Below are 20187 nucleotides of genomic sequence, written 5' to 3'. Positions count from 1 at the left end.
CAATTTGAACCGCAATGCCCTCTCCCCCGCCCCTCTCCCGCTGTGCGGGAGAGGGGAGAACACCAGCAGCGTTTCATCGTCACATTTTTTTAACCCCCATTTACCAGACGTTACCCGCGAGAAGCAGGATTCCAGGTGCCATGCGCGGCACGGCAGCCAGCAACATCGCGCTATTTCGCTCAACCTGACGCCAACGCGCTGACAGCGCCTGGTTTGCCAAGACAAGACGGACCTTCCTAACATGAGCCTCCCCAATCCGCCCGCAGCCCCAGCGCGTCCCGGCCTTGCCGTGACCGGCGCCGGCATGGGCGGACCTGGCAATCAAAGGAGGGTCCCCTTGACACATCCTGTCCCCAATCCCGCCGGCGTAGCAGCCGATGACATGACGCTCGCGGCACGCAGCCAGCGGGCTGTCTGGCATCCGTGTACGCGCCTGCGCCCCGATGCGGCCGCCAACGAGCCGCCGCTGGCCATCGCCCGTGGCGAAGGCCCGTGGCTGATCGATGCCAATGGCCGCCGTTATTTCGACGCCATCAGCTCGTGGTGGGTCAACCTGTTCGGCCACGCCAACCCGGCGATCAACGCCGCGCTGGTCGCGCAGCTGAACACGCTCGAACACGTGATGCTGGCCGGCTGCACCCACGCGCCGGCCGTGGAACTGGCCGAACGGCTCGAAGCATTGACCGGCGGCGTGCTGGGCAACGCGTTCTATGCGTCCGATGGCGCCTCCGCAGTGGAAATCGCGCTCAAGATGAGCTTCCACTACTGGCGCAACACGGGCCTGTCGGCCAAGCGCGAATTCGTGTGCCTGCGCCATGGCTACCACGGCGAAACCGTGGGCGCGCTGGCCGTGACCGACGTGGAGATCTTCCGCGACGCCTACGACCCGCTCACGCGCCGCGCCCATGTGGTGATGTCGCCCGATGCGCGGCAGGCCGGTCGTGGCGAATCGGCCGCCGACGTGGCCCGGCGCGCACTGGCCGAACTGGAAACCCTGCTGCGCGAGCGTGCCGGCCAGATTGCCGCGCTGATCGTCGAGCCGCTGGTGCAGGGCGCCGCCGGCATGGCGATGTACGACCCGTCGTACCTGGAAGGCGCCCGCGCGCTGTGCGACCGCTACCGCGTGCACCTGATCGCCGACGAGATCGCTGTAGGTTGCGGCCGCACCGGCACGTTCTTCGCCTGGGAGCAGGCCCGCGACGGCGATCCGGTTCCGGCGCATGCCTGGCCCGACTTCCTGTGCCTGTCCAAGGGCATCACGGGCGGCTACCTGCCGCTGTCGCTGGTGCTGTCGCGCCCGGAAATCCAGCGGGCCTTCGTGGCCGACGACATCGCGCGCAGCTTCCTGCATTCGCACTCGTACACGGGCAATCCGCTGGCCTGCCGCGCCGCGCTGGCCACGCTGGACCTGTTCGATGCCGACGACGTGCTGGCCCGCAACCGCGAGCGCGCGCAATGGCTGGCTGACGCGATGGCAGGCATTGCCGCCGATCCCCGCGTGTCCCATGTGCGGCAGCGCGGCATGATCTGGGCCGCCGATATCGAACCGGAGGCGGCCGGCACCGACTTTGCCGCGCGCTTCCACCTGGCCGCGCGCGAACGCGGCGTGCTGGCGCGGCCCATCGGCAATACGCTGTACGTGATGCCGCCCTACGTGTTCGACGCCGCGCTGGCCAACTGGCTCGGCACGCAACTGCTGGACACGCTGCAGGCAGTGCTGGCACCCGCCGAGGAGGCCCGCCATGCTGCTTGAGCACCTGAAACGCGCCGCCGCCGACCGCGAAGCGCAGTCGCTGACGCGCCGCCGCCGCATCGCGCATACGGCCTGCGCCCCGCACCAGTCGGTCGGGGCCGTCGGCGCCACGCCCACGCCGCTGCTGACCTTCTGCAGCAACGACTACCTGGGCCTGGCCAATCACGCGTCCATCGCCCACGCGTTGGCCGAGGGCGCGCACCGCTACGGCGCCGGCAGCGGCGCCTCGCACCTGGTCAGCGGCCACTCGCTGGCGCACGCCGCGCTGGAACACGTGCTGGCGCGCTGGCTGGCGCCCTATATCCCGCAGGCGCAGGCGCTGTACTTCTGCACCGGCTACATGGCCAACCTGGCGGTGCTGACGTCGCTGGGCACGGCCGAGGCCACGCTGTTCTGCGAGACGCTCAACCATGCGTCGCTGATCGATGGCGCGCGGCTGGCCCGTGCCGACGTGCAGCGATATCCGCACGGCGACACCCAGGCACTCGATGCGCTGCTGCAGGCAAGCCAGAGCAAGCTGAAGCTGATCGTCACCGACAGCGTGTTCAGCATGGACGGCGACCTCGCGCCGCTGGCCGCGCTGCTGGCACTGGCCGAGCGCCACGACGCCTGGATCATCGTCGACGATGCGCACGGCTTCGGCGTGCTGGGCGACAACGGCCACGGCGTGCTGGAGCATCTGGGCCTGCGCTCGGAACGGCTGATCTATATCGGCACGCTGGGCAAGGCCGCCGGGGTGGCCGGTGCCTTCGTGGCGGCGCACGAGACCGTCATCGAACACCTGGTCAACACGGCGCGCCCGTACATCTATACGACGGCCGCGCCACCGGCCGTGGCGCACGCGCTGCTGACCAGCCTGGAAATCATCGCCGGCGACGAAGGGCGCAGCCGCCGGGCGCACCTGGCCGGACTGATCGCGCAATTGCGCCAGGGGCTGGCGACGCTGGCCGCGCAGGCCGGCTGGACGCTGGGCCACAGCGATACCGCGATCCAGCCGCTGATCGTCGGCGACAACGCCGCATCCTTGGCGCTGTCGGCGGCGCTGGAAGCCGATGGCATCCGCGTGGGCGCGATCCGGCCGCCCACGGTGCCGGCCGGCACGGCACGGCTGCGCATCACGCTGTCGGCCTCGCATACGGCCGCCGACGTGACGCGCCTGCTCGACGCCATCGCGCGCGCCATGCCGCGCCGGCACAAGGAGGCCGCATGATCGCCAACAAGCCTGAACGCTTTGCCTGCTTCGTCACCGGCACCGATACCGGCGTGGGCAAGACCCACGCCACCGCCACGCTGCTGCACGCCCTGTACGGGGCCGGCTACAGCACGGTGGGCATGAAGCCTGTGGCGGCCGGCGGCGAGTGGCTCGACGACCGCTGGCAGAACGACGATGTCGATCAGCTGCGCGCGGCGGGCTCGGTAATCGTGCCGCAGGAAGAGATGTGCCCGTTCTTCTTCCGCACGCCGGCATCGCCGCACCTGGCCGCCGCGCTGGAAGGCGAGCGCATCACGCGCGGGCCGATCCGCGCCGCGTTCGATTCGCTGTGCACCAAGGCCGATGCGGTGGTGGTGGAGGGCGTGGGCGGCTTTGTCGTGCCGCTGGACGTGGGCGCGGTGCGGTGGAATACCGCCGACCTGGCCGTGATGCTGGACCTGCCCGTGATCCTGGTGGTGGGGGTGCGGCTGGGCTGCCTCAGCCACGCCATGCTGACCGCCGAGGCGGTGCGCGCACGTGGGCTGAAGCTGGCCGGCTGGATCGCCAACCGCATCGACCCCGACATGCTGCTGCTCACCGAGAACATCGTCACGCTGCAGGACGCGCTGGACGCACCGATGCTGGGCGAGCTGCCCTGGCAGGTGGCGCCGGCCGTCGCCGCCCAACACCTGGACCTTGCGCCGCTGCTGGCCAGCATGCCGCCGGTTGCACCGTCCAGCCTCGCCGCGCCGCGTCACGCCTGACCCGCGCATCGTGAAACCGAATACGTATTCCCAGAACATGACCCAAATCGCTGAAACCCAAACCGTCGCCACCATCTCCGCCGAAGCACTGCGCCAGTCGGCCCGCAACATCGCCGCCGCCGCGCCCCGGGCGGGCGACGCCTGGCGCGTGGACGACGTGGCCGCGCTGTTTGCGCTGCCGTTCAACGACCTGCTGTTCCGTGCGCAGCAGGTGCATCGCGAGAACTTCGACGCCAACACGGTCCAGCTGTCCACGCTGCTGTCAATCAAGACCGGCGGCTGCGAGGAAGATTGCGGCTACTGCCCGCAGAGCGCGCACCATGACGCCGGCGTGACGGCCGAGAAGCTGATGGACCTGGAGGCCGTGCTCGATGCTGCCAAGGCAGCCAAGGCCAACGGCGCCACGCGGTTCTGCATGGGCGCCGCCTGGCGCAGCCCGAAGGACCGCCATCTGGAGCCCGTGATCGACATGGTGCGCGAGGTGAAGGCAATGGGCCTGGAAACCTGCGTGACGCTGGGCATGCTCAAGGCCGAACAGGCGCAGCGCCTGAAGGACGCGGGCCTGGACTACTACAACCACAACCTCGATACGTCGCCCGAGTTCTACGGCAAGATCATCACCACGCGCACGTACCAGGACCGCCTGGACACCATCGGCCATGTGCGCGATGCGGGCATCAACGTCTGCTGCGGCGGCATCGTGGGCATGGGCGAAGCGCGCGAGGCGCGGGCCGGCCTGATCGCGCAGCTGGCCAACATGGACCCGTACCCCGAGTCGGTGCCCATCAACAACCTGGTGCAGGTGGAGGGCACCCCGCTGGCGGCCACCGAAGCCCTGGACCCGTTCGAGTTCGTACGCACGATCGCCGTGGCACGCATCACGATGCCGCGCGCGATGGTGCGCCTGTCCGCCGGCCGCGAGGCCATGGACGAAGCGTTGCAGGCGCTGTGCTTCATGGCCGGCGCCAATTCCATTTTCTATGGCGAGAAGCTGCTGACGACCGGCAATCCGCAAGCCGAGCGCGACCGCGCCCTGCTGGCACGTCTCGATATCCGCACCGAAGGTTACGCGGGGTAAGCGACGTACAACCTGCCGATCCGAAGGAGCCTGGCTCGCCTTGACCCGGAGACAAAGGGAGGAGCCATGTTCAACAAGATCCTGATCGCCAACCGTGGCGAGATTGCCTGCCGTGTGGCGGCCACGTGCCGCCGGCTCGGCATTCGTACGGTGGCCGTCTATTCCGACGCCGATGCCGACGCGCGTCACGTCGCGTTCTGCGACGAAGCCGTGCATATCGGCGGTGCGGCCGCGCGCGACAGCTACCTGCGCGCGGACCACATCATCGAGATGGCGAAGGAGACCGGCGCCCAGGCCATCCACCCGGGCTATGGCTTCCTGTCGGAGAACGAGGACTTCGCGCGCGCCTGCGCCGAGGCCGGGCTGGTGTTCATCGGCCCGCCAGCGGATGCCATCCATGCGATGGGCAGCAAGAGCGCGGCCAAGCAGCTGATGGAAAAGGCCGCGGTGCCGCTGGTGCCCGGCTATCACGGCGAAGACCAGGATGCGGCGCTGCTGCGGCGCGAGGCCGACCGCATCGGCTATCCGGTGCTGCTCAAGGCCAGCGCCGGCGGCGGTGGCAAGGGCATGCGCGTGGTGGAGGCGGGTGACGGCTTCGAGGCCGCGCTGGCGTCGGTCAAGCGCGAGGCGTCGGCCAGCTTTGGCGACGACAAGGTGCTGGTCGAGAAATACCTGACGCGCCCGCGCCATATCGAAATCCAGGTGTTCGCCGACACGCACGGCAACTGCGTCTACCTGTTCGAGCGCGACTGCTCGGTGCAGCGCCGCCATCAGAAGGTGCTCGAAGAAGCGCCGGCCCCCGGCATGACCGAAGAACGCCGCCGCGCGATGGGCGATGCCGCCGTGGCCGCCGCGCGCGCCGTGGGCTACGTGGGCGCCGGCACCGTGGAGTTCATCGCCAACCAGGACGGTTCGTTCTACTTCATGGAGATGAACACGCGCCTGCAGGTGGAACACCCGGTTACCGAGATGATCACCGGCCAGGATCTCGTCGAATGGCAGTTGCGCGTGGCGGCCGGCGAGCCGCTGCCGCTGTCGCAGGACCAACTGAAGATCGACGGCCATGCGCTGGAGGCGCGTATCTACGCCGAGAACCCGGACAAGGGCTTCCTGCCTTCGACGGGCACGCTGCGCTTCCTGCGCACACCGCCGGCCGTGCAGTTCATGCGCGGCGGCGACGCCCATGGCCCGGCCGGCGTGCGGATCGACGCCGGCGTGCGCGAGGGCGACACCATCAGCCCGTTCTACGACCCGATGATCGCCAAGCTGATCGTCTGGGGCCGCGATCGCGACGAGGCGCTGTCGCGCATGGCGCAGGCGCTGGCCCAATATCACGTGGTGGGCCTGTCCACCAACGTGGCGTTCCTGCAGCGGCTGGTCAAGTCCGAGGCCTTCCGTACCGCCGATCTCGATACGGGCCTGATCGAGCGCAACCAGACCGTGCTGTTCCCGCCGCAGAAGTCGGTCGGCATCGAGGCCATTGCACTGGCCGTGGCGGCGCTGCTCGAACGCGAGACGCGCGAGCGCCGCGTGGACGAGGCCGACCGCCACTCGCCATGGACCCACGCCGGCGGCTGGCGCCTGAACGCGCGCGACGTGCGCACGCTGTACTTCGAGGGCGCCGGCCACAAGCTGGAGGTGGTACTCAAGGGCGATGCGCGCGCGATACCGGATCAGCGCCGCAACACGCTGATCTACGCCGACCAGGCCGCACCGTTCGCCTACACCTTCAACGCCGACGACATCCGCGTGGATCTGGGCACGCGCCGCACGCACGGCCAGGTGCACCTGGAGGGCGACACCTTCCACGTGTTCCACGCGGGCCGCCATACGGTGCTGGAGTGGCTCGATCCGCTGTCCCACGCCGGGGAAGCCGAGGGCGAGGGCGGCAAGCTGACCGCGCCAATGCCGGGCAAGGTCATCGCCGTGATGGTGGAGCCCGGTAGCAAGGTCACGCGCGGCACACCGCTGCTGGTGATGGAGGCCATGAAGATGGAGCACACCATCGCCGCCCCGGCCGACGGCGTGGTCAGCGAGGTGCTCTACGGCGTGGGCGAACAGGTGACCGAGGGCGCGCAGCTGCTGGCGTTCGCGCAGGCGGAAGACGCGACTGCCTGACGGTTTGCTGCCCTCGCGCAGGCGGAAGACACGACTGCCTTGCTCCCCTCTCCCGCCAGGCGGGAGAGGGGCCAGGGGAGAGGGCGCGGCGGTGCAAAAGTCGACAAGTCGGCAAGCAGACCCTCGATGCCCTCTCCCCCCACCCCTCTCCCATTGCATGGGAGAGGGGAGCAAAACCGCCGGTCTCGTGCGCATCGGAGAGGGGAGCAGAACCGGGACGCGCATCCTCCTGCCGGTAATCGCACACCCGCCCGACGGCGAAACCGAAAGCGCGCATAATCGTTGGCCTAACCCGTATAACGATGGAGTCGAGATGAAGTTGCAGCTGTACGTGCCGGATGGCCGCTACGCGCCGTGGATCGAGGGCTTTGCCGAAGTGTTGCCCGAAGCGCAATGCGTGACCTGGGAGGAAAGCCAGGGCCAGCGCGCGGACTACGCCGTGGTGTGGCGCCCGCCGCTGGAAATGCTGCGCGGCCGCACGGACCTGAAGGCCGTCTTCAATCTCGGCGCCGGCGTGGACGGCATCCTGCGCCTGCGCGACAACGACCCCGCGGCGCTGCCCGCTGGCGTGCCGATCGTGCGCCTGGACGACGCCGGCATGGCCGCCCAGATGAGCGAATACGTGGCCGCCGCCGTGCTGCGCTACTTCCGCAAGCTCGACGCCTACGCCGCGCAGGAACAGGCCGGCACGTGGAAATTCCTGAAGCCGCACCGCCGCGCCGATTTCGCGATCGGCGTGATGGGCATCGGCACGCTGGGCTCGCACATCGCGCGCACGCTGGCCGGCTTCGGCTTCCCGGTGCGCGGCTGGAGCCGGTCGGCCAGGACGGTCGAGGGCGTGCAGTCGTTCCATGGCGCGGACGGCCAGGCGGCGTTCCTGAACGGCCTGAAGGTGCTGGTCAACGTGCTGCCGCTGACGCCCGACACCGAGAACATCATCGACACCGGCCTGCTGTACAAGCTGGCCAGGGGCGCCTACGTGATCAACGTGGCGCGTGGCCAGCACCTGGTGGAAGCCGACCTGCTGGCGGCGGTGCAGGACGGGCAGATCGCAGGCGCCACGCTGGATGTGTTCCGCACCGAGCCACTACCGGCCGACCATCCGTACTGGCAGGAGCCGCGCATCACGATCACGCCGCATATTTCCGCGCTGACGCTGCGCGAGGACAGCATCGCGCAGATCGCCGGCAAGATCCGCCTGCTGGCGCAAGGCAAGCCGATTGCCGGCGTAGTGGACCTGCAGCGCGGCTACTAGACCACGGCCGGCCCAGGAACGCCACGGCGGCAGGACAAGAGGACAGAGGGACCGAGGAGACAAGCATGACCATCCCCCAATACGTGAAGATCGTCGAAGTGGGGCCGCGCGACGGCCTGCAGAACGAGAAAGCGATGGTGCCAGCCGACGTCAAGGTGGCGCTGATCAACAAGCTGACCGACGCCGGCTTCGTCAATATCGAGGCCGCGTCGTTCGTGTCGCCCAAATGGGTGCCGCAGATGGCCGACGGGGCCGAGGTGATGGCCCGCATCGAACGCCGGCCCGGCACGCTGTATTCGGTGCTGACGCCGAACATGAAGGGCTTCGAGGGCGCGGTAGCGGCCAATGCCGACGAGGTGGTGATCTTCGGCGCGGCCAGCGAGGCGTTCTCGCAGAAGAACATCAACTGCTCGATCGCCGAGTCGATCGCGCGTTTCGAGCCGGTGGCAGTCGCCGCCAAGGAGGCGGGCATCCGCCTGCGCGGCAGCATCTCTTGCGCGCTGGGCTGCCCATACCAGGGCGAGGTGCCGGTGCATGCCGTGGTCGATGTGGTGCGCCGCATGCGCGAGCTGGGCTGCGACGAGATCGACATTGCCGACACCATCGGCGTGGGCACGCCGCTGAAGGTGCAGGAAGTGATGCGCGCGGCGTCGGCCGAATTCGCGATCGACCGGCTGTCCGGGCATTTCCATGACACCTACGGGCAGGCGCTGTCGAACATCCTGGCCAGCCTGGAAGTGGGCATCGCCATCTTCCACGCATCGGTGGCGGGCCTGGGCGGCTGCCCCTATGCCAAGGGCGCCACCGGCAACGTGGCCACCGAAGACGTGCTGTACATGCTGCAAGGCATGGGCTTGCACACCGGCATCGATCTGGAGGCCGTGGTGCGGGCCGGCGACTATATCTCGCAGGCCATCGGCCGGGCCAACAGCTCGCGCGTGGGCAAGGCGCTGCTGACCAAGTGGGCGGCGGCGGCCGACGCCACGGTCTGTGTCTGAACCAGGAGAACAACAAGCATGAGCGAAAATCCGACGCTTCCCGAATCCGCGCAGCGCGTGGCGGACCTGCTGGCCGGCATCGGCCACGACCGGCCGGTGGTGATGCTGCCGGCCACCGGCAAGACCTCGGCCGAGGCCGCTGCCGGTCTGGGCTGCACCGTGGCGGAGATCGCCAAGTCGATTATCTTCCGCCGCGTGGAGGACGATGTGCCGGTGCTGGTGATCGCCAGCGGCAGCAATCGCGTGGACGAATCGAAGGTGGAAGCCCGCGTGGGCAAGCTGGGCAAGGCCGACGCGAAGTTCGTGCGCGAGAAGACCGGCTACGCCATTGGCGGCGTCTGCCCGATCGGCCATGCGGTGAAGCCGGTGATGCTGCTGGACGCCGACCTGTTCCGGTACGACAGCGTGTGGGCCGCTGCCGGCCATCCCCATGCGGTGTTCAACCTGACGCCGCAACAGCTGCAGGCCATGACCGGCGCCGAAGTGGCCGACGTGGCGCAAGGCCCGCAGGCCCAGGCATGACGCCCGCCCGTCGCCGGCTGCTGGCTGACCTGGTGCGCGGTGCGGCGGCGGCGCAGATCGTGTCGCCGGTGCCGTCACCGTGCCGCAGCATCTGCAAGATGGACCGCGACAGCGGTTACTGCGAGGGCTGCCTGCGGACCATCGCCGAGATCGCCGCCTGGTCAGGTGCCGATGACGAAGAACGCCGCCGCGTGTGGGCCTTGTTGCCGGCGCGCGTGCCGCAGCTTTGCGAAGGCAGCGCGGCATGAGCGCGGCAAGCGCGGGGGTGCGGTTGGGGCTGCCCGCCACGATGCGCGTCTTCGAACGCGGCTGGCTGTCCGCGAACAACGTGCTGTGGATCGACGATGCCACGCAGGACACCACGCTGGTCGATAGCGGCTACGTCACCCATGCCGCCCAGACCGTGGCGCTGGTGGAAGCCGCGCTCGATGGCAGGCCACTGCGGCGCGTGATCAACACCCATCTGCATTCCGACCACTGCGGCGGCAACGCGGCGCTGCAGCAACGCTGGCAACCGCGCACGGCCATCCCTGCCGCCGAGGCCGCGGCGGTCTCGGCCTGGGATGCCGATGCGCTGACCTTCGACGCCACGGGCCAGCAGTGCGCGCGCTTCACGTTCGACGACGTGCTGCACGACGGCGACACGCTGCGGCTGGGCGGCATCGACTGGCACGTGGTCGCCGCACCGGGGCACGACCCGCACGCGGTGATGCTGTTCGCGCCGGCCGAGCGCATCCTGATTTCGGGCGACGCGCTGTGGGAAAACGGCTTTGGCGTGATCTTTCCCGAGCTTGACGGCGAAAGTGGGTTTGCCGAGCAGGCAGCGGTCCTGTCGCGGATCGACACGCTGGACGTCCGGCTGGTGATTCCCGGCCATGGCCGCCTGTTCGACGATGTGGCCGGCGCCGTGGCCCGTGCGCGAAGCCGGCTCGACTATCTGCGGGCCGATCCGCTGCGCAACGCCACGCACGCGATGCGCGTGCTGGCCAAGTTCAAGCTGCTGGAAGCCCAGGCACTGCCGCGCGACGCGCTGTTCGCCTGGTTCGCCGCCACGCCGCTGATGCAGCGCATGCATGCGCGCTTTACGCCTGGCCAGTCGCTGGAAGCGGTGTTCGACCAGACCCTGCTGGCGCTGGAAAAAGTGGGCGCGCTGCAGCGTGACGGCAACCTGGTGGCCAACCGGGACTGACCATGCAGCCGCTGCGCAGCCAGGCGTTCCAGCTCAGGCCGTTCCGGGCCAGCGACGAGGCCCAGTTCGTGATGGCGGTGCGCGAGTCGATGCCGACGGTGGGGCTGTGGATGCCGTGGGCGCGGGCCGACTACAGCATCTACGATGCGCGCGAGTGGTTCGATCGGTGCGCAATGATGATGGATGAGGGCGCGGCGTACGACATCGGCGTGTTCTCGCCCGATGGCCGCGAACTTTACGGCGGCGTGGCCATCAATCAGATCCGCCGCGAGGACAACACGGGCAACCTGGGCTACTGGATCCGCCAAAGCCAGCAGCACAAGGGGCTGGCTTCGGGCGCGGCGTCCATGATGGCCTGCTACGGCTTTCACACGCTAGGGCTCACGCGGCTGGAGATCGTGGCAGTCGAGACCAACCTCGCAAGCCGCGCCGTCGCCGAGAAGATCGGTGCCGCGTTTGAGTGCATCGCCCGTAATCGCCTGATCCTGCGCGGGCGGCCCGTGCCGGCGGCGGTGTATTCGCTGGTACCCGAGTCATTTTCGATGGGGCGATAGCGCCAGTAGGGCGTTCGCACACTGACGGTTTGCTCCCCTCTCCCATGCAATGGGATCGAGGCCCTGCTTGCCGACATGTCGTTAATCGAAGCGCCGTGCCCTCTCCCCCGGCCCCTCTCCCGCCTGGCGGGAGAGGGGAGCAAACCAGGCCGCCGCAATTGCGCCGTCAGAACTGCGCCCGCATCCCGATCCGCACGCTGCGACCGGGCAGCGGCGCGTTCGCGCACTGCCGGTTTGCTCCCCTCTCCCATGTAATGGGAGAGGGGTTGGGGGAGAGGGCATCGAGGCTCTGCTTGCCGACATGTCGTTAATGGAAGCGCCGCGCCCTCTCCCCCGGCCCCTCTCCCGCGATGCGGGAGAGGGGAGCAAACCAAGCCGCGGCAATTGCGTCCGCACCCCGATCCGCAAGCTGCCCGGTTTGCTCCCCTCTCCCATGCAATGGGAGAGGGGTTGGGGGAGAGGGCATCGAGGCCCTGCTTGCCGACATGCCGTCAAGTGAAGCGCCGCGCCCTCTCCCGCGATGCGGGAGAGGGCGCAAACCAAGCCGCCGCAATGCAGCCGTCAGAACTGCGTCCGCATCCCGATCCGCACGCTGCGGCCGGGTAGTGGCGCGATATCGCGCAGGATCGACGTGGCGCTGCGTGCCTCGGTGTTGGTCAGGTTGTCGCCGCGGACATAGAACAGCGTCTGCGTGCCCGACAGCTTCATCTTGTAGGTCAGCGCCACGCCCAGCATCGTGTACGCGTCGGTCGGCGTATCGCCGGTCGGCACACGGCTCTGGCGCGCATTCCAGTCCACGTTGACGCGGGCGCCCCACGGGCCGGCGGCGTAGACCAGCGACCCGCCCAGACGCAGTGGAGACAGGCGCGGCAGCGGCTGGCCGTTGCTGCGGTTCTCGCCATGGACGTAGTCGGCGCGCGCTTCGAAGTCGAGCGAATCGCTGGTGGTGAGCATCTTCTGCAGCAGGCGCGTCTTGCCTTCGGCCTCGAAGCCGTACAGCGTGGCGGGTACCCCCGCGTACTGGAGTTCGGGCAGCGCGCCGTCGCTGCCGGCGGCCACCACGTTGCCTTCGGCGTCGCGATAGCCGCCCGTGTTCAGCAGCGCCAGGTAGTTCTGGAAGCGGCTGTAGTAGCCCGACAGGCTGCCGCTATGGTTGCCCTGCTTGAAGCGCATGCCAAGGTCGATCGACGTGGCGCGTTCCTTGGCGGCGTTCGGGTCGCCCACTTCGAACGATCCCGTGGCCAGGTGCGGGCCGTTGGCGTACAGCTCGTAGAACGTGGGCGCGCGTTCGGTGTACGACAGGTTCGAGGTGACCGTCCAGACCGGGTTGAGCTTGTAAAGCAGGCCGGCCGATGCGCTGCCGGCGTTGAAGCTGCGCTCGGCATCGCTGAAGCGGTCGTTGCCGTTGGCGCTGGACTTCACCTTGCTGTGGTCCAGGCGGCCACCGAAGTTCAGCTTCAGGTCGCCCGACGGGATCAGCGGCAGTTCCTCGAACACGAAGAACGCGGCGTTGTCGGTGGTCGTGCTCGGCACGAACGCCTCTTCGCCCAGGGCAGAGAAGTCGGTATGGCCGAACTGCGTGCCGATCACGCCGGTCATGTTGCCGATCTTGCCGTGCGTGGCTTCCAGGCGGGCGTCCCAGCCGTGGTTCTTGAAGGTCGTGCCGGTTTCGCCGCCCTCGATCTCGCGGTGCTCGTAGTCGGTGTAGCTGAACTTGCCCTTGACCGATTCGAAGATGCCGTTGGTGGCACTGGCCAGGTTGCGCGACTCGCCCTCCAGCGCAAAGCGGTCCTGGCGCATCTTGATGCGCGCGTGTTCTTCGGCCGGCGTGCCGTAGTCGTTGCGATAGGTCGACCAGTTGGCGCCCACGAAGCCGTCCGCCCACGTGTAAGAGCCGCCCATCGAGCCGCCTTCCTGGTGGGCGTTGGTGTTCGGGATCTTGCCGTAGGCTTCGCTCTCGCCTTCGGGCAGCGGCTGGTTGGCGCGCTGCGTGCCGCTGCGGGCGTAGCCCGGAATCCGCAGGTCGCTGGTCTGGCGCACGAAGGCATCGGCGTGCACCGCGAACTTGCCGTTGCCGGCTTCCAGCAGGCCGCTGGCATTGCGGCCCTTGTCGCCGCCAATGGTGCCGCTGACGTCGGCCGCGCCGCCGACGCCGGTAATCGGATCGCGCGGAATGCGGTTGTCGATCACGTTGACCACGCCTCCCACGGCGTTGCCGCCGTACATCAGCGCGGCCGGGCCACGCACCACTTCGATCTTCTCGGCCACGAGCGGGTCGATGGGCACCGCGTGGTCATAGGACAGCGTGGAGGCGTCCAGCGTCGAGCCGCCGTTCTGCAGCACCTTGATGCGGTCGCCGTCCAGGCCCCGGATGATCGGCCGGCTGGCGTTCGGGCCGAAGTAGCTCGATGTGACACCCGGCATGCTGTTCAGCGTTTCGCCGAGCGTGCTGGCCTGGCGCACGGCCAGCGCGTCGCCGCCCAGCGTGGACACCGGGGCGACCATGTCGTTCAGGTCGCTGCCGAGCGGGTTGGCGGTGACCACCACTTCCTTCAGTGTCGGGGTGGCGGGCTGCGCGGCAGGTTGTTGTGCGGCAGCGGCCGGTGCGGCCGGTGCGGCCTCGGGGCCGGCCGGAGCGGCGGCCTGGGCGATGGCGTGCGAGGACAGGCCCGCGGTGATCAATGCGGCAAGTGCCGCCAGCGGGGTGCGGCGCACCGCCAGAGTACGGTTGGAGTTCGAGTACATGGCTCGCGATTCGAATTCGGTATGGGCGGGCGCGGCCACGGCAATGCGGGGCGCGCCCGGTCAGGCGTGCGCGGGCGCGGGGTGTCACCCCGCACACGCGGCTGCAAGTCAGGCGAATGCGAACGCGGCCGGCGGGGCGCGGGACTGGAAGGCGTGGGCCGCGGGCAGATCAGGCCAGCGGTAGGCCAGGTTGGCCGGCTTGACCGGCTTGCCGAAGGCGAGCGACGGCAGCACGAAGCTGCCAAAGTGGGTGTCGGCCAGCGTGGCGCCGTCGAACAGCACGCACGAGTGGAGGCCGATTTTCAGCGAAAACGGTTCGGCATGGCCCGCGTCGGCGGCGCCATCCATGGCATCGGTGGAATCGGTGGATTGCAGCTGTGCGGCGGCCTGCGGGGCGTTCAGCAGCCCGCCGTGCACCACGCGGTGGACCAGGCCCACGTGCTGCGCCAGCAGCAGGCACGCAACCAGGCACAGCGCCGGCCAGAAGCCGATGCCACGCGCGCGCCAGCGAGAGAGGAGCGGGAACTCAGTGCGCATGCCCGCAGTCGCACGGCCCGTCGCCATGCTCATGGTCATGATCGTGACCGTGGTCGTGGCCATGATCGTGATCGTCGTCGAACGCATCGCCCCAATCCGGGAACGGATCGGGATACGCCGCCCAGGCCTCGGGGCCGGCCGCCATTTCGTCGTCGGTCAGCAGGCAGGTGTCCAGGCGAGCTTCCAGCGCGGGCGCGTCCAGGTCGGCGCCGATCAGCACCAGTTCCTGGCGGCGATCGCCATAGGCGGCGGGCAGGCCGTCTTCGAGCAGATCGGCCTCGATGGCGGCGCGGGCCAGGCCCTCGGCCGGCCATTCCTCGGCATCGATCGCGGCCCACCACGCACCGGCCGCGCCAGGGCGGCAGACACCGCCGGCCTGGCTCCAGTCGCCGGCAATGTCCATGCGGCTGGCCAGCCAGAACAGGCCCTTGGAACGCAGCACGTCGCCGTGCTCACGCATCCATTCGGTGTGGATCAGGTCGGCAAACCGCTGCGGATGGAACGGGCGCCGGCGGCGGTACACCAGCGTGGCAATGCCGGCGGCATCGGGCACCGCATCGTTCTGCAGCGCCGCCTGCCATCCGGCCGCGTTGGGCGTGGCTTCCATGTCGAAGCGGCCGGTGCCCAGGACCTGGGCGGCTGGCACGTTGCCATGGCTGGCATCGACAATGCTGGCGCGAGGGTTCAGCGCGCGCAGCACCACGTGCAGGCGGCCCAGCTGGCCGGCGTCGACCAGATCGATCTTGTTGATGACGATGACGTCGCAGACTTCGATCTGGTCGATCAGTACGTCCACCACCGTGCGGTCGTCGTCATCGTGGGCGGCCAGCCCGCGCGCCGACAGGAAGTCGGCGTCGTGATAGTCGGTCAGGAAGCGGCTGGCATCGACCACGGTCACCAGCGTGTCCAGGTGCGCCACGCCGGGCGACTGCTCGCCGTGGGCGTCCTCGAACGCGAAGCCTTCGGCGATACCGAGCGGTTCGTCGGTCGGATCGGCCTCGATCACGGCGAAATCGTACTGGCCCGTGTGGGCCAGCCGGTCCACTTCGGCCAGCAGGTCGGCACGGCTGTCGACCACGGCCAGGCGTACCCCGGGCTGCGACATCAGTTGATGCAGCACGGTGGTCTTGCCGGCGCCGGTAAATCCGGACAACACGGTGACGGGCAGGCGAGCGGCCATGACGAAAGGACGTTGTTATTGCAACAAAGTTGCGACTGTAGCAGAAAGCCGGCTGCGGCAACAGGCTGGTGGTATTCCGCAATGGTAGTGCCGTAGCCGTGACGCCACAAAGGCAATTGCAATCGGCACGATGCGGGCGCGCAAAGCAAAACGGCCCGGAAGACCGGGCCGTTGGGCGTCGGAGCGGGTCAGCCGCGCGGGTGACCGCCGGAGACGATCAGTCGCCGAACAGCTTCTGGCGCAGTTCGCGGCGCTGCTGGGCTTCCAGCGACAGCGTGGCGGTCGGGCGGGCCAGCAGGCGCGGCACGCCGATCGGCTCGCCGGTTTCCTCGCACCAGCCGTAGTCGCCGGACTCGATGCGCTGCAGCGACTGCTCCACCTTCTTCAGCAGCTTGCGCTCACGGTCGCGCGTGCGCAGTTCGAGTGCGTGTTCTTCTTCGATCGTCGCGCGGTCCGCCGGATCCGGCACGATGACCGTCTCGCGCAGGTGTTCCGTGGTCTGGTCCGCATTCTTGAGGATCTCGTCGCGAAGCTGCTCAAGGCGATTCTTGAAGAAGGCGAGCTGCGCCTCGTTCATGTAATCCTTGTCGCTCATCTTCAGGATTTCAGCTTCAGTCAGAAGTTTGTTGCTGCTCATGGTTCCTGCTGATTCTCTTGTTGATGCGACCGGCGGCGTCTTCGTCCGCTCGGGTGCAGTGGCCGCCCGCTTGCGCGGAGCGGCTGTTTCACTCTGGCTGGCTGCAGTCTTGCTGCTTCGCGTGCCTCCCTTGGCCTCGCCCGCATCGGCGTGCGCCGTACTGCCGCGGGGAGCTGGCGTCGCCTTTTCGGGCGGCGCCTTGAGCGTCTCCGCCGCAGCGGTACCTGTCTTGCTGCGGCTTTCCTTGGTCTTTGTTGCGGCTGTCATGGGGACACCTCTCTCAACGCGTCGAAGAGTGACGGCGCATCGATCGTTGGTCCCCACGCGGAGGGCGGTCTCCGCACGAAGCCAACGACCGCGCCTGCTGGCGGCTGTGCCTCATGCTGACGACGACCGCCGCCCTGCAAATACCGGCTACGCCCAGAGGTGCGCCGCCCGTATCAAATCCGGCCTATTGTACTTGAACAAATTTTTCGGAGATATGGGAGAAAGACCGACAAGAGACAGGAGTTTTCCCGATATTCCCACCCAAGGGGAGGGTAGCGGGCGCTGCCGGGGATGGCCCGGCGCCCGGCCGCCCAAGCGGCGGCGGGCGCACCTGGCGGCGCGCCCGGGGGAAAGTCAGGCCAGGCAGGCGGCCAGGCCCTTCAGGATGGCGTCGCGCGGCAGGTCCACGCCGATGAACACCATCTTGGTGCCCGGGGTTTCGTCTTCCCACTTGGCGCCCACGTCACTGCCCATCAGCTGGTGCACGCCCTGGAACACCACCTTGCGGTCCACGCCTTCCATATAGAGCACGCCCTTGTAGCGCAGCAGCTTCTCGCCGTAGACCGACAGGATGGCCGACAGGAATTCCTCCAGCTTGCCGTAGTGGAACGGCTTGTCGCTGCGGAAGACGAACGACGCGATGCGGTCGGTGTGGTGATGGTGATGATGGTGGTCGTGCGCGGGGCCATGGCCATGGCCATGGCCGTGATCGTGGTCGTGGCCGTGATCGTGGTCGTGGCCGTGATCGTGGTCGTGGCCGCAGTCGGTGCCGCAGTGCTCGCCATGCTCGTGGTCATGGTCGTGCGCGTCGGCGTGCAGGAATTCCGGGTCGATCTCCAGCTTCTCGTTCAGATTGAAGCCGCGCAGGTCGAAAATCGTGTCGATCGGCGTTTCGCCAAAATTGGCCGTGCGGATCGGCGCGCGCGGGTTCATGTGCTTCAGGCGGTGGCGCAGGTCGTCGATGGCGGCCGCGTCGACCAGGTCGGACTTCGTGATGAAGATCGCGTCGGCAAAGCCCACCTGGCGCTGGGCCTCTTCCTGCTTGTCCAGCTGCAGGTTGCCGTGCTTGGCATCGACCAGCGTGATCACGGCGTCCAGCAGGTAGCGCGAGGCGATTTCCTCGTCCATGAAGAAGGTCTGCGCCACCGGGCCCGGATTGGCCACGCCGGTGGTCTCGATCACCACGCGGTCAAAGTCGAGCTTGCCTTCGTCGCGCTGGGTGACCAGGTCGGACAGCGCCTGCACCAGGTCGCCCCGGATCGTGCAGCAGATGCAGCCATTGCTCATCTGCACGATCTGCTCGCGGCCGTCCTGCACCAGGATCTCGTTGTCGATGTTCTCCTCGCCGAATTCGTTTTCGATCACGGCGATCTTCATGCCGTGCTGCTCGTTGAGGATGCGCTTGAGCAGCGTGGTCTTGCCGCTGCCTAGGAAGCCGGTCAGGATCGTGACCGGAATCAGTTTGGACATATTGTTCTGCTCCGAGGAAAGCCGGGATCGAGAGGTCGCCCGTATCTAATATCTATTCAGTGATCGGCATGGCCGCCGGGCTCCGCGCGAACCTTGCCGCATTCCGCGCAGACCCCATTGACCGTCAGTTCCACGTGATCGACCGCGAATCCGCTGGGGACCTTCGGCGCCACGGACTTTCCGGCCGATTCCAGGCAGAACGTGCGGTCGCAGCGCGTGCAATGGAAGTGGCTGTGCTGGCGATGCACTTCGGCGCGCGCCGCCTCGTGCTCCAGCAGCGTGAAACGGAAGACGCGGTCGTTGCCGGCGCGCTTCTGCGCCAGGCCCTGGTCCACCAGCCAGTCCAGCACCCGGTACACCGTCACTCGGTCCACGTCGCCATCGGCCGGCAGGCGGTCGATCACTTCCTGGTGCGTCAGCGCCGCCTGGGCGTCGATCAGGCACGCCAGGATGGCCACGCGCGGTTGCGTCACACGTGCGCCAAGTTGGCGCAGGCGCGCTTGCGCCGCGTCAAGGCGGCCGGCGCCTGCGCTGGCGTCGTCGGGCGCGGGCGCGGGCGTGGCGGGCGGATGAGGGGTGGGGCGGTTCATGCCGACGATTTAACCATAGGCCCCGGCGAGTTGCAATTCAGTTGCACAAACAGGGTTTTTGGCCAGGGCGGGAGGCAGCCGGGCGGCGTCCGGGGGGCGCATCGGAAGTCTTTGGGCGGTGTCCGGGCAACCTCTGGTCCGCGGAAAAAAGCCTATGATCGGCAGGCAGGCCAGACCACAACCCGGAGACCTTGTCATGCAGAACGACGCCAGCGCGTTGCTGTTTCCCAATTTCGAGTGGTTTCGCCTGAAGGTGGGCGACGTCGAGATAGGGGGCGTCCGGGGCGGGTCGGGGCCGCCACTGCTGCTGTTGCACGGATTCCCGCAGAGCCATCTGATCTGGCACAAGGTGGCGCCGGCGCTGGCCGACCGCTTCACCGTCATCGCCACCGACCTGCGCGGCTACGGCAGCAGCAGCGCGCCGCCGGGCAGCGCCACCCACGATGTCTACAGCAAGCGCGCGATGGCGCAGGACCAGGTCGAGGTGATGCGCCAGCTTGGCTACCGGCGCTTTGCGCTGTGCGCCCATGATCGCGGTGCCCGCGTGGCGCATCGGCTCTGCATGGATCATCCCGACGCGGTCAGCCAGTTGATGCTGCTGGACATCGCGCCGACGCTGGCCATGTACGAGGCCACCGACATGGCATTCGCCGTCGCCTACTGGCACTGGTTCTTCCTGATCCAGCCGGCGCCGTTTCCCGAAACGCTGATCAATGCCGAGCCCGCGTTCCTGATCGAACGGCTGCTGGGGCTGCGGCATCCGGGCGCGGGGCCGAGCCCGTTCGTGCCCGATGCCATGGCCGCCTACGTTGCCGCGATGCGCGAACCGGCGCGCGTGCATGCCATGTGCGAGGACTATCGCGCCGCCGCCACCATCGACCTCGATCACGATCGCGCGGACCGCGACGCCGGCCGCAAGCTGCAGATGCCGGTGCGCGTGCTGTGGGGCGAGCACGGTGTGGTGGCCCGCTGCTTCGAGCCGTTGCAACTCTGGCAGGAAGTGGGCACAAACGTCACGGGCGGCACGCTGCCGTGCGGTCACTACCTGCCCGAAGAAGCGCCCGAGCCGCTGCGCGAAGACATCCTCAGTTTCATTACATTCTCGTAAGAAACGCCACTTTCTCGCGGGTTAGCCCCTATATCTGGTGCTTGTTCGCGATTGCTAACATCCACCTCCGGCTCCGCCTGTCGGCGGGGCTGGACGCTGCATGGAATCCATACATCGTGCCGATGGTCAGCGCGTTTTTCCGATATGGATCGACGCGTGCGGGGGTCGCGAACCACGACGAAGCCCGGCGGCACCCACAGCGTTGGAACGGGGAATCCAAGAGGGAACAG

At 68.2% G+C, this 20187-nt stretch carries 18 protein-coding genes; 12 read left to right on the top strand and 6 right to left on the bottom strand.

Translation table 11 applies throughout. The features are described 5' to 3' along the window. Positions 1 to 382 precede the first annotated feature (382 nt). From bioA to AC3G88_RS15785, 11 genes are all read left to right on the top strand, one after another. On the top strand, positions 383 to 1753 hold the full coding sequence (gene bioA, locus AC3G88_RS15835; RefSeq protein ID WP_488893677.1) for an adenosylmethionine--8-amino-7-oxononanoate transaminase: 1371 nt from the start codon (positions 383 to 385) through the stop codon (positions 1751 to 1753). Continuing rightward, entirely contained in the window at positions 1743 to 2963 is a 1221-nt protein-coding gene (bioF, locus tag AC3G88_RS15830) for an 8-amino-7-oxononanoate synthase (protein WP_488893499.1), read from the top strand. Before bioA ends, bioF begins: the two co-directional genes overlap by 11 nt. Then, positions 2960 to 3709 (top strand): dethiobiotin synthase, encoded by a 750-nt coding sequence (gene bioD, locus AC3G88_RS15825; protein WP_488771529.1) that lies wholly within the window; start codon positions 2960 to 2962, stop codon positions 3707 to 3709. The genes bioF and bioD overlap by 4 nt, the downstream gene beginning before the upstream one ends. 37 nt (positions 3710 to 3746) lie before the next feature. Further along, positions 3747 to 4787: a biotin synthase BioB gene (gene bioB, locus AC3G88_RS15820; RefSeq protein WP_488893498.1), complete on the top strand. Its 1041-nt coding sequence runs from the start codon at positions 3747 to 3749 to the stop codon at positions 4785 to 4787. 66 nt (positions 4788 to 4853) lie between these two features. Further along, the gene (locus tag AC3G88_RS15815; RefSeq protein WP_488893497.1) at positions 4854 to 6905 is read left to right on the top strand and encodes an acetyl/propionyl/methylcrotonyl-CoA carboxylase subunit alpha; all 2052 of its coding nucleotides are present in this window, start codon (positions 4854 to 4856) and stop codon (positions 6903 to 6905) included. A 313-nt stretch (positions 6906 to 7218) separates the two neighbouring features. Continuing rightward, positions 7219 to 8160 carry a 2-hydroxyacid dehydrogenase gene (locus tag AC3G88_RS15810; RefSeq protein WP_488893496.1) on the top strand — a complete coding sequence of 314 codons (942 nt, stop codon included), beginning with the start codon at positions 7219 to 7221 and terminating at the stop codon, positions 8158 to 8160. A gap of 65 nt (positions 8161 to 8225) precedes the next feature. Continuing rightward, positions 8226 to 9158, top strand: a complete 933-nt coding sequence (locus tag AC3G88_RS15805; RefSeq protein ID WP_488893495.1) for a hydroxymethylglutaryl-CoA lyase — start codon at positions 8226 to 8228, stop codon at positions 9156 to 9158. Positions 9159 to 9176: 18 nt separating this feature from the next. After that, on the top strand, positions 9177 to 9680 hold the full coding sequence (locus AC3G88_RS15800) for a YbaK/EbsC family protein (protein ID WP_488771526.1): 504 nt from the start codon (positions 9177 to 9179) through the stop codon (positions 9678 to 9680). Next, positions 9677 to 9928: a DUF1289 domain-containing protein gene (locus tag AC3G88_RS15795; RefSeq protein ID WP_153946126.1), complete on the top strand. Its 252-nt coding sequence runs from the start codon at positions 9677 to 9679 to the stop codon at positions 9926 to 9928. The genes AC3G88_RS15800 and AC3G88_RS15795 overlap by 4 nt, the downstream gene beginning before the upstream one ends. Beyond that, positions 9925 to 10869: an MBL fold metallo-hydrolase gene (locus AC3G88_RS15790; protein WP_488893494.1), complete on the top strand. Its 945-nt coding sequence runs from the start codon at positions 9925 to 9927 to the stop codon at positions 10867 to 10869. The genes AC3G88_RS15795 and AC3G88_RS15790 overlap by 4 nt, the downstream gene beginning before the upstream one ends. A 2-nt stretch (positions 10870 to 10871) precedes the next feature. Next, positions 10872 to 11423 carry a GNAT family N-acetyltransferase gene (locus tag AC3G88_RS15785; RefSeq protein WP_488893493.1) on the top strand — a complete coding sequence of 184 codons (552 nt, stop codon included), beginning with the start codon at positions 10872 to 10874 and terminating at the stop codon, positions 11421 to 11423. A 561-nt stretch (positions 11424 to 11984) separates the two neighbouring features. Here the strand turns inward: AC3G88_RS15785 and AC3G88_RS15780 are convergent. From AC3G88_RS15780 to AC3G88_RS15755, 6 genes are all read right to left on the bottom strand, one after another. Further along, complete coding sequence (locus AC3G88_RS15780) at positions 11985 to 14168, bottom strand: TonB-dependent receptor (protein WP_488893492.1); 2184 nt, start codon at positions 14166 to 14168, stop codon at positions 11985 to 11987. Between the two features lie 108 nt (positions 14169 to 14276). Continuing rightward, a complete protein-coding gene (locus AC3G88_RS15775) occupies positions 14277 to 14705 on the bottom strand; it encodes a hypothetical protein (RefSeq protein WP_488893491.1) in 429 nt (142 codons plus the stop codon). After that, on the bottom strand, positions 14695 to 15885 hold the full coding sequence (locus AC3G88_RS15770; RefSeq protein WP_488893490.1) for a GTP-binding protein: 1191 nt from the start codon (positions 15883 to 15885) through the stop codon (positions 14695 to 14697). Before AC3G88_RS15770 ends, AC3G88_RS15775 begins: the two co-directional genes overlap by 11 nt. A 217-nt stretch (positions 15886 to 16102) precedes the next feature. Beyond that, positions 16103 to 16789: an RNA polymerase-binding protein DksA gene (dksA, locus tag AC3G88_RS15765; RefSeq protein ID WP_228771094.1), complete on the bottom strand. Its 687-nt coding sequence runs from the start codon at positions 16787 to 16789 to the stop codon at positions 16103 to 16105. Between the two features lie 354 nt (positions 16790 to 17143). Further along, complete coding sequence (locus AC3G88_RS15760; protein WP_488893489.1) at positions 17144 to 18259, bottom strand: CobW family GTP-binding protein; 1116 nt, start codon at positions 18257 to 18259, stop codon at positions 17144 to 17146. 56 nt (positions 18260 to 18315) lie between these two features. Beyond that, positions 18316 to 18849 carry a Fur family transcriptional regulator gene (locus AC3G88_RS15755; RefSeq protein ID WP_488893488.1) on the bottom strand — a complete coding sequence of 178 codons (534 nt, stop codon included), beginning with the start codon at positions 18847 to 18849 and terminating at the stop codon, positions 18316 to 18318. Positions 18850 to 19045: 196 nt separating this feature from the next. Here AC3G88_RS15755 and AC3G88_RS15750 point away from each other — a divergent pair, with 196 nt between their 5' ends. Further along, positions 19046 to 19957, top strand: a complete 912-nt coding sequence (locus AC3G88_RS15750; RefSeq protein WP_488893487.1) for an alpha/beta fold hydrolase — start codon at positions 19046 to 19048, stop codon at positions 19955 to 19957. The last annotated feature ends 230 nt before the right edge of the window (positions 19958 to 20187 follow it).

It is taken from the genome of Cupriavidus sp. 86D6 (assembly GCF_057815095.1).
This window is presented reverse-complemented; position numbering and strand designations above follow the sequence as displayed.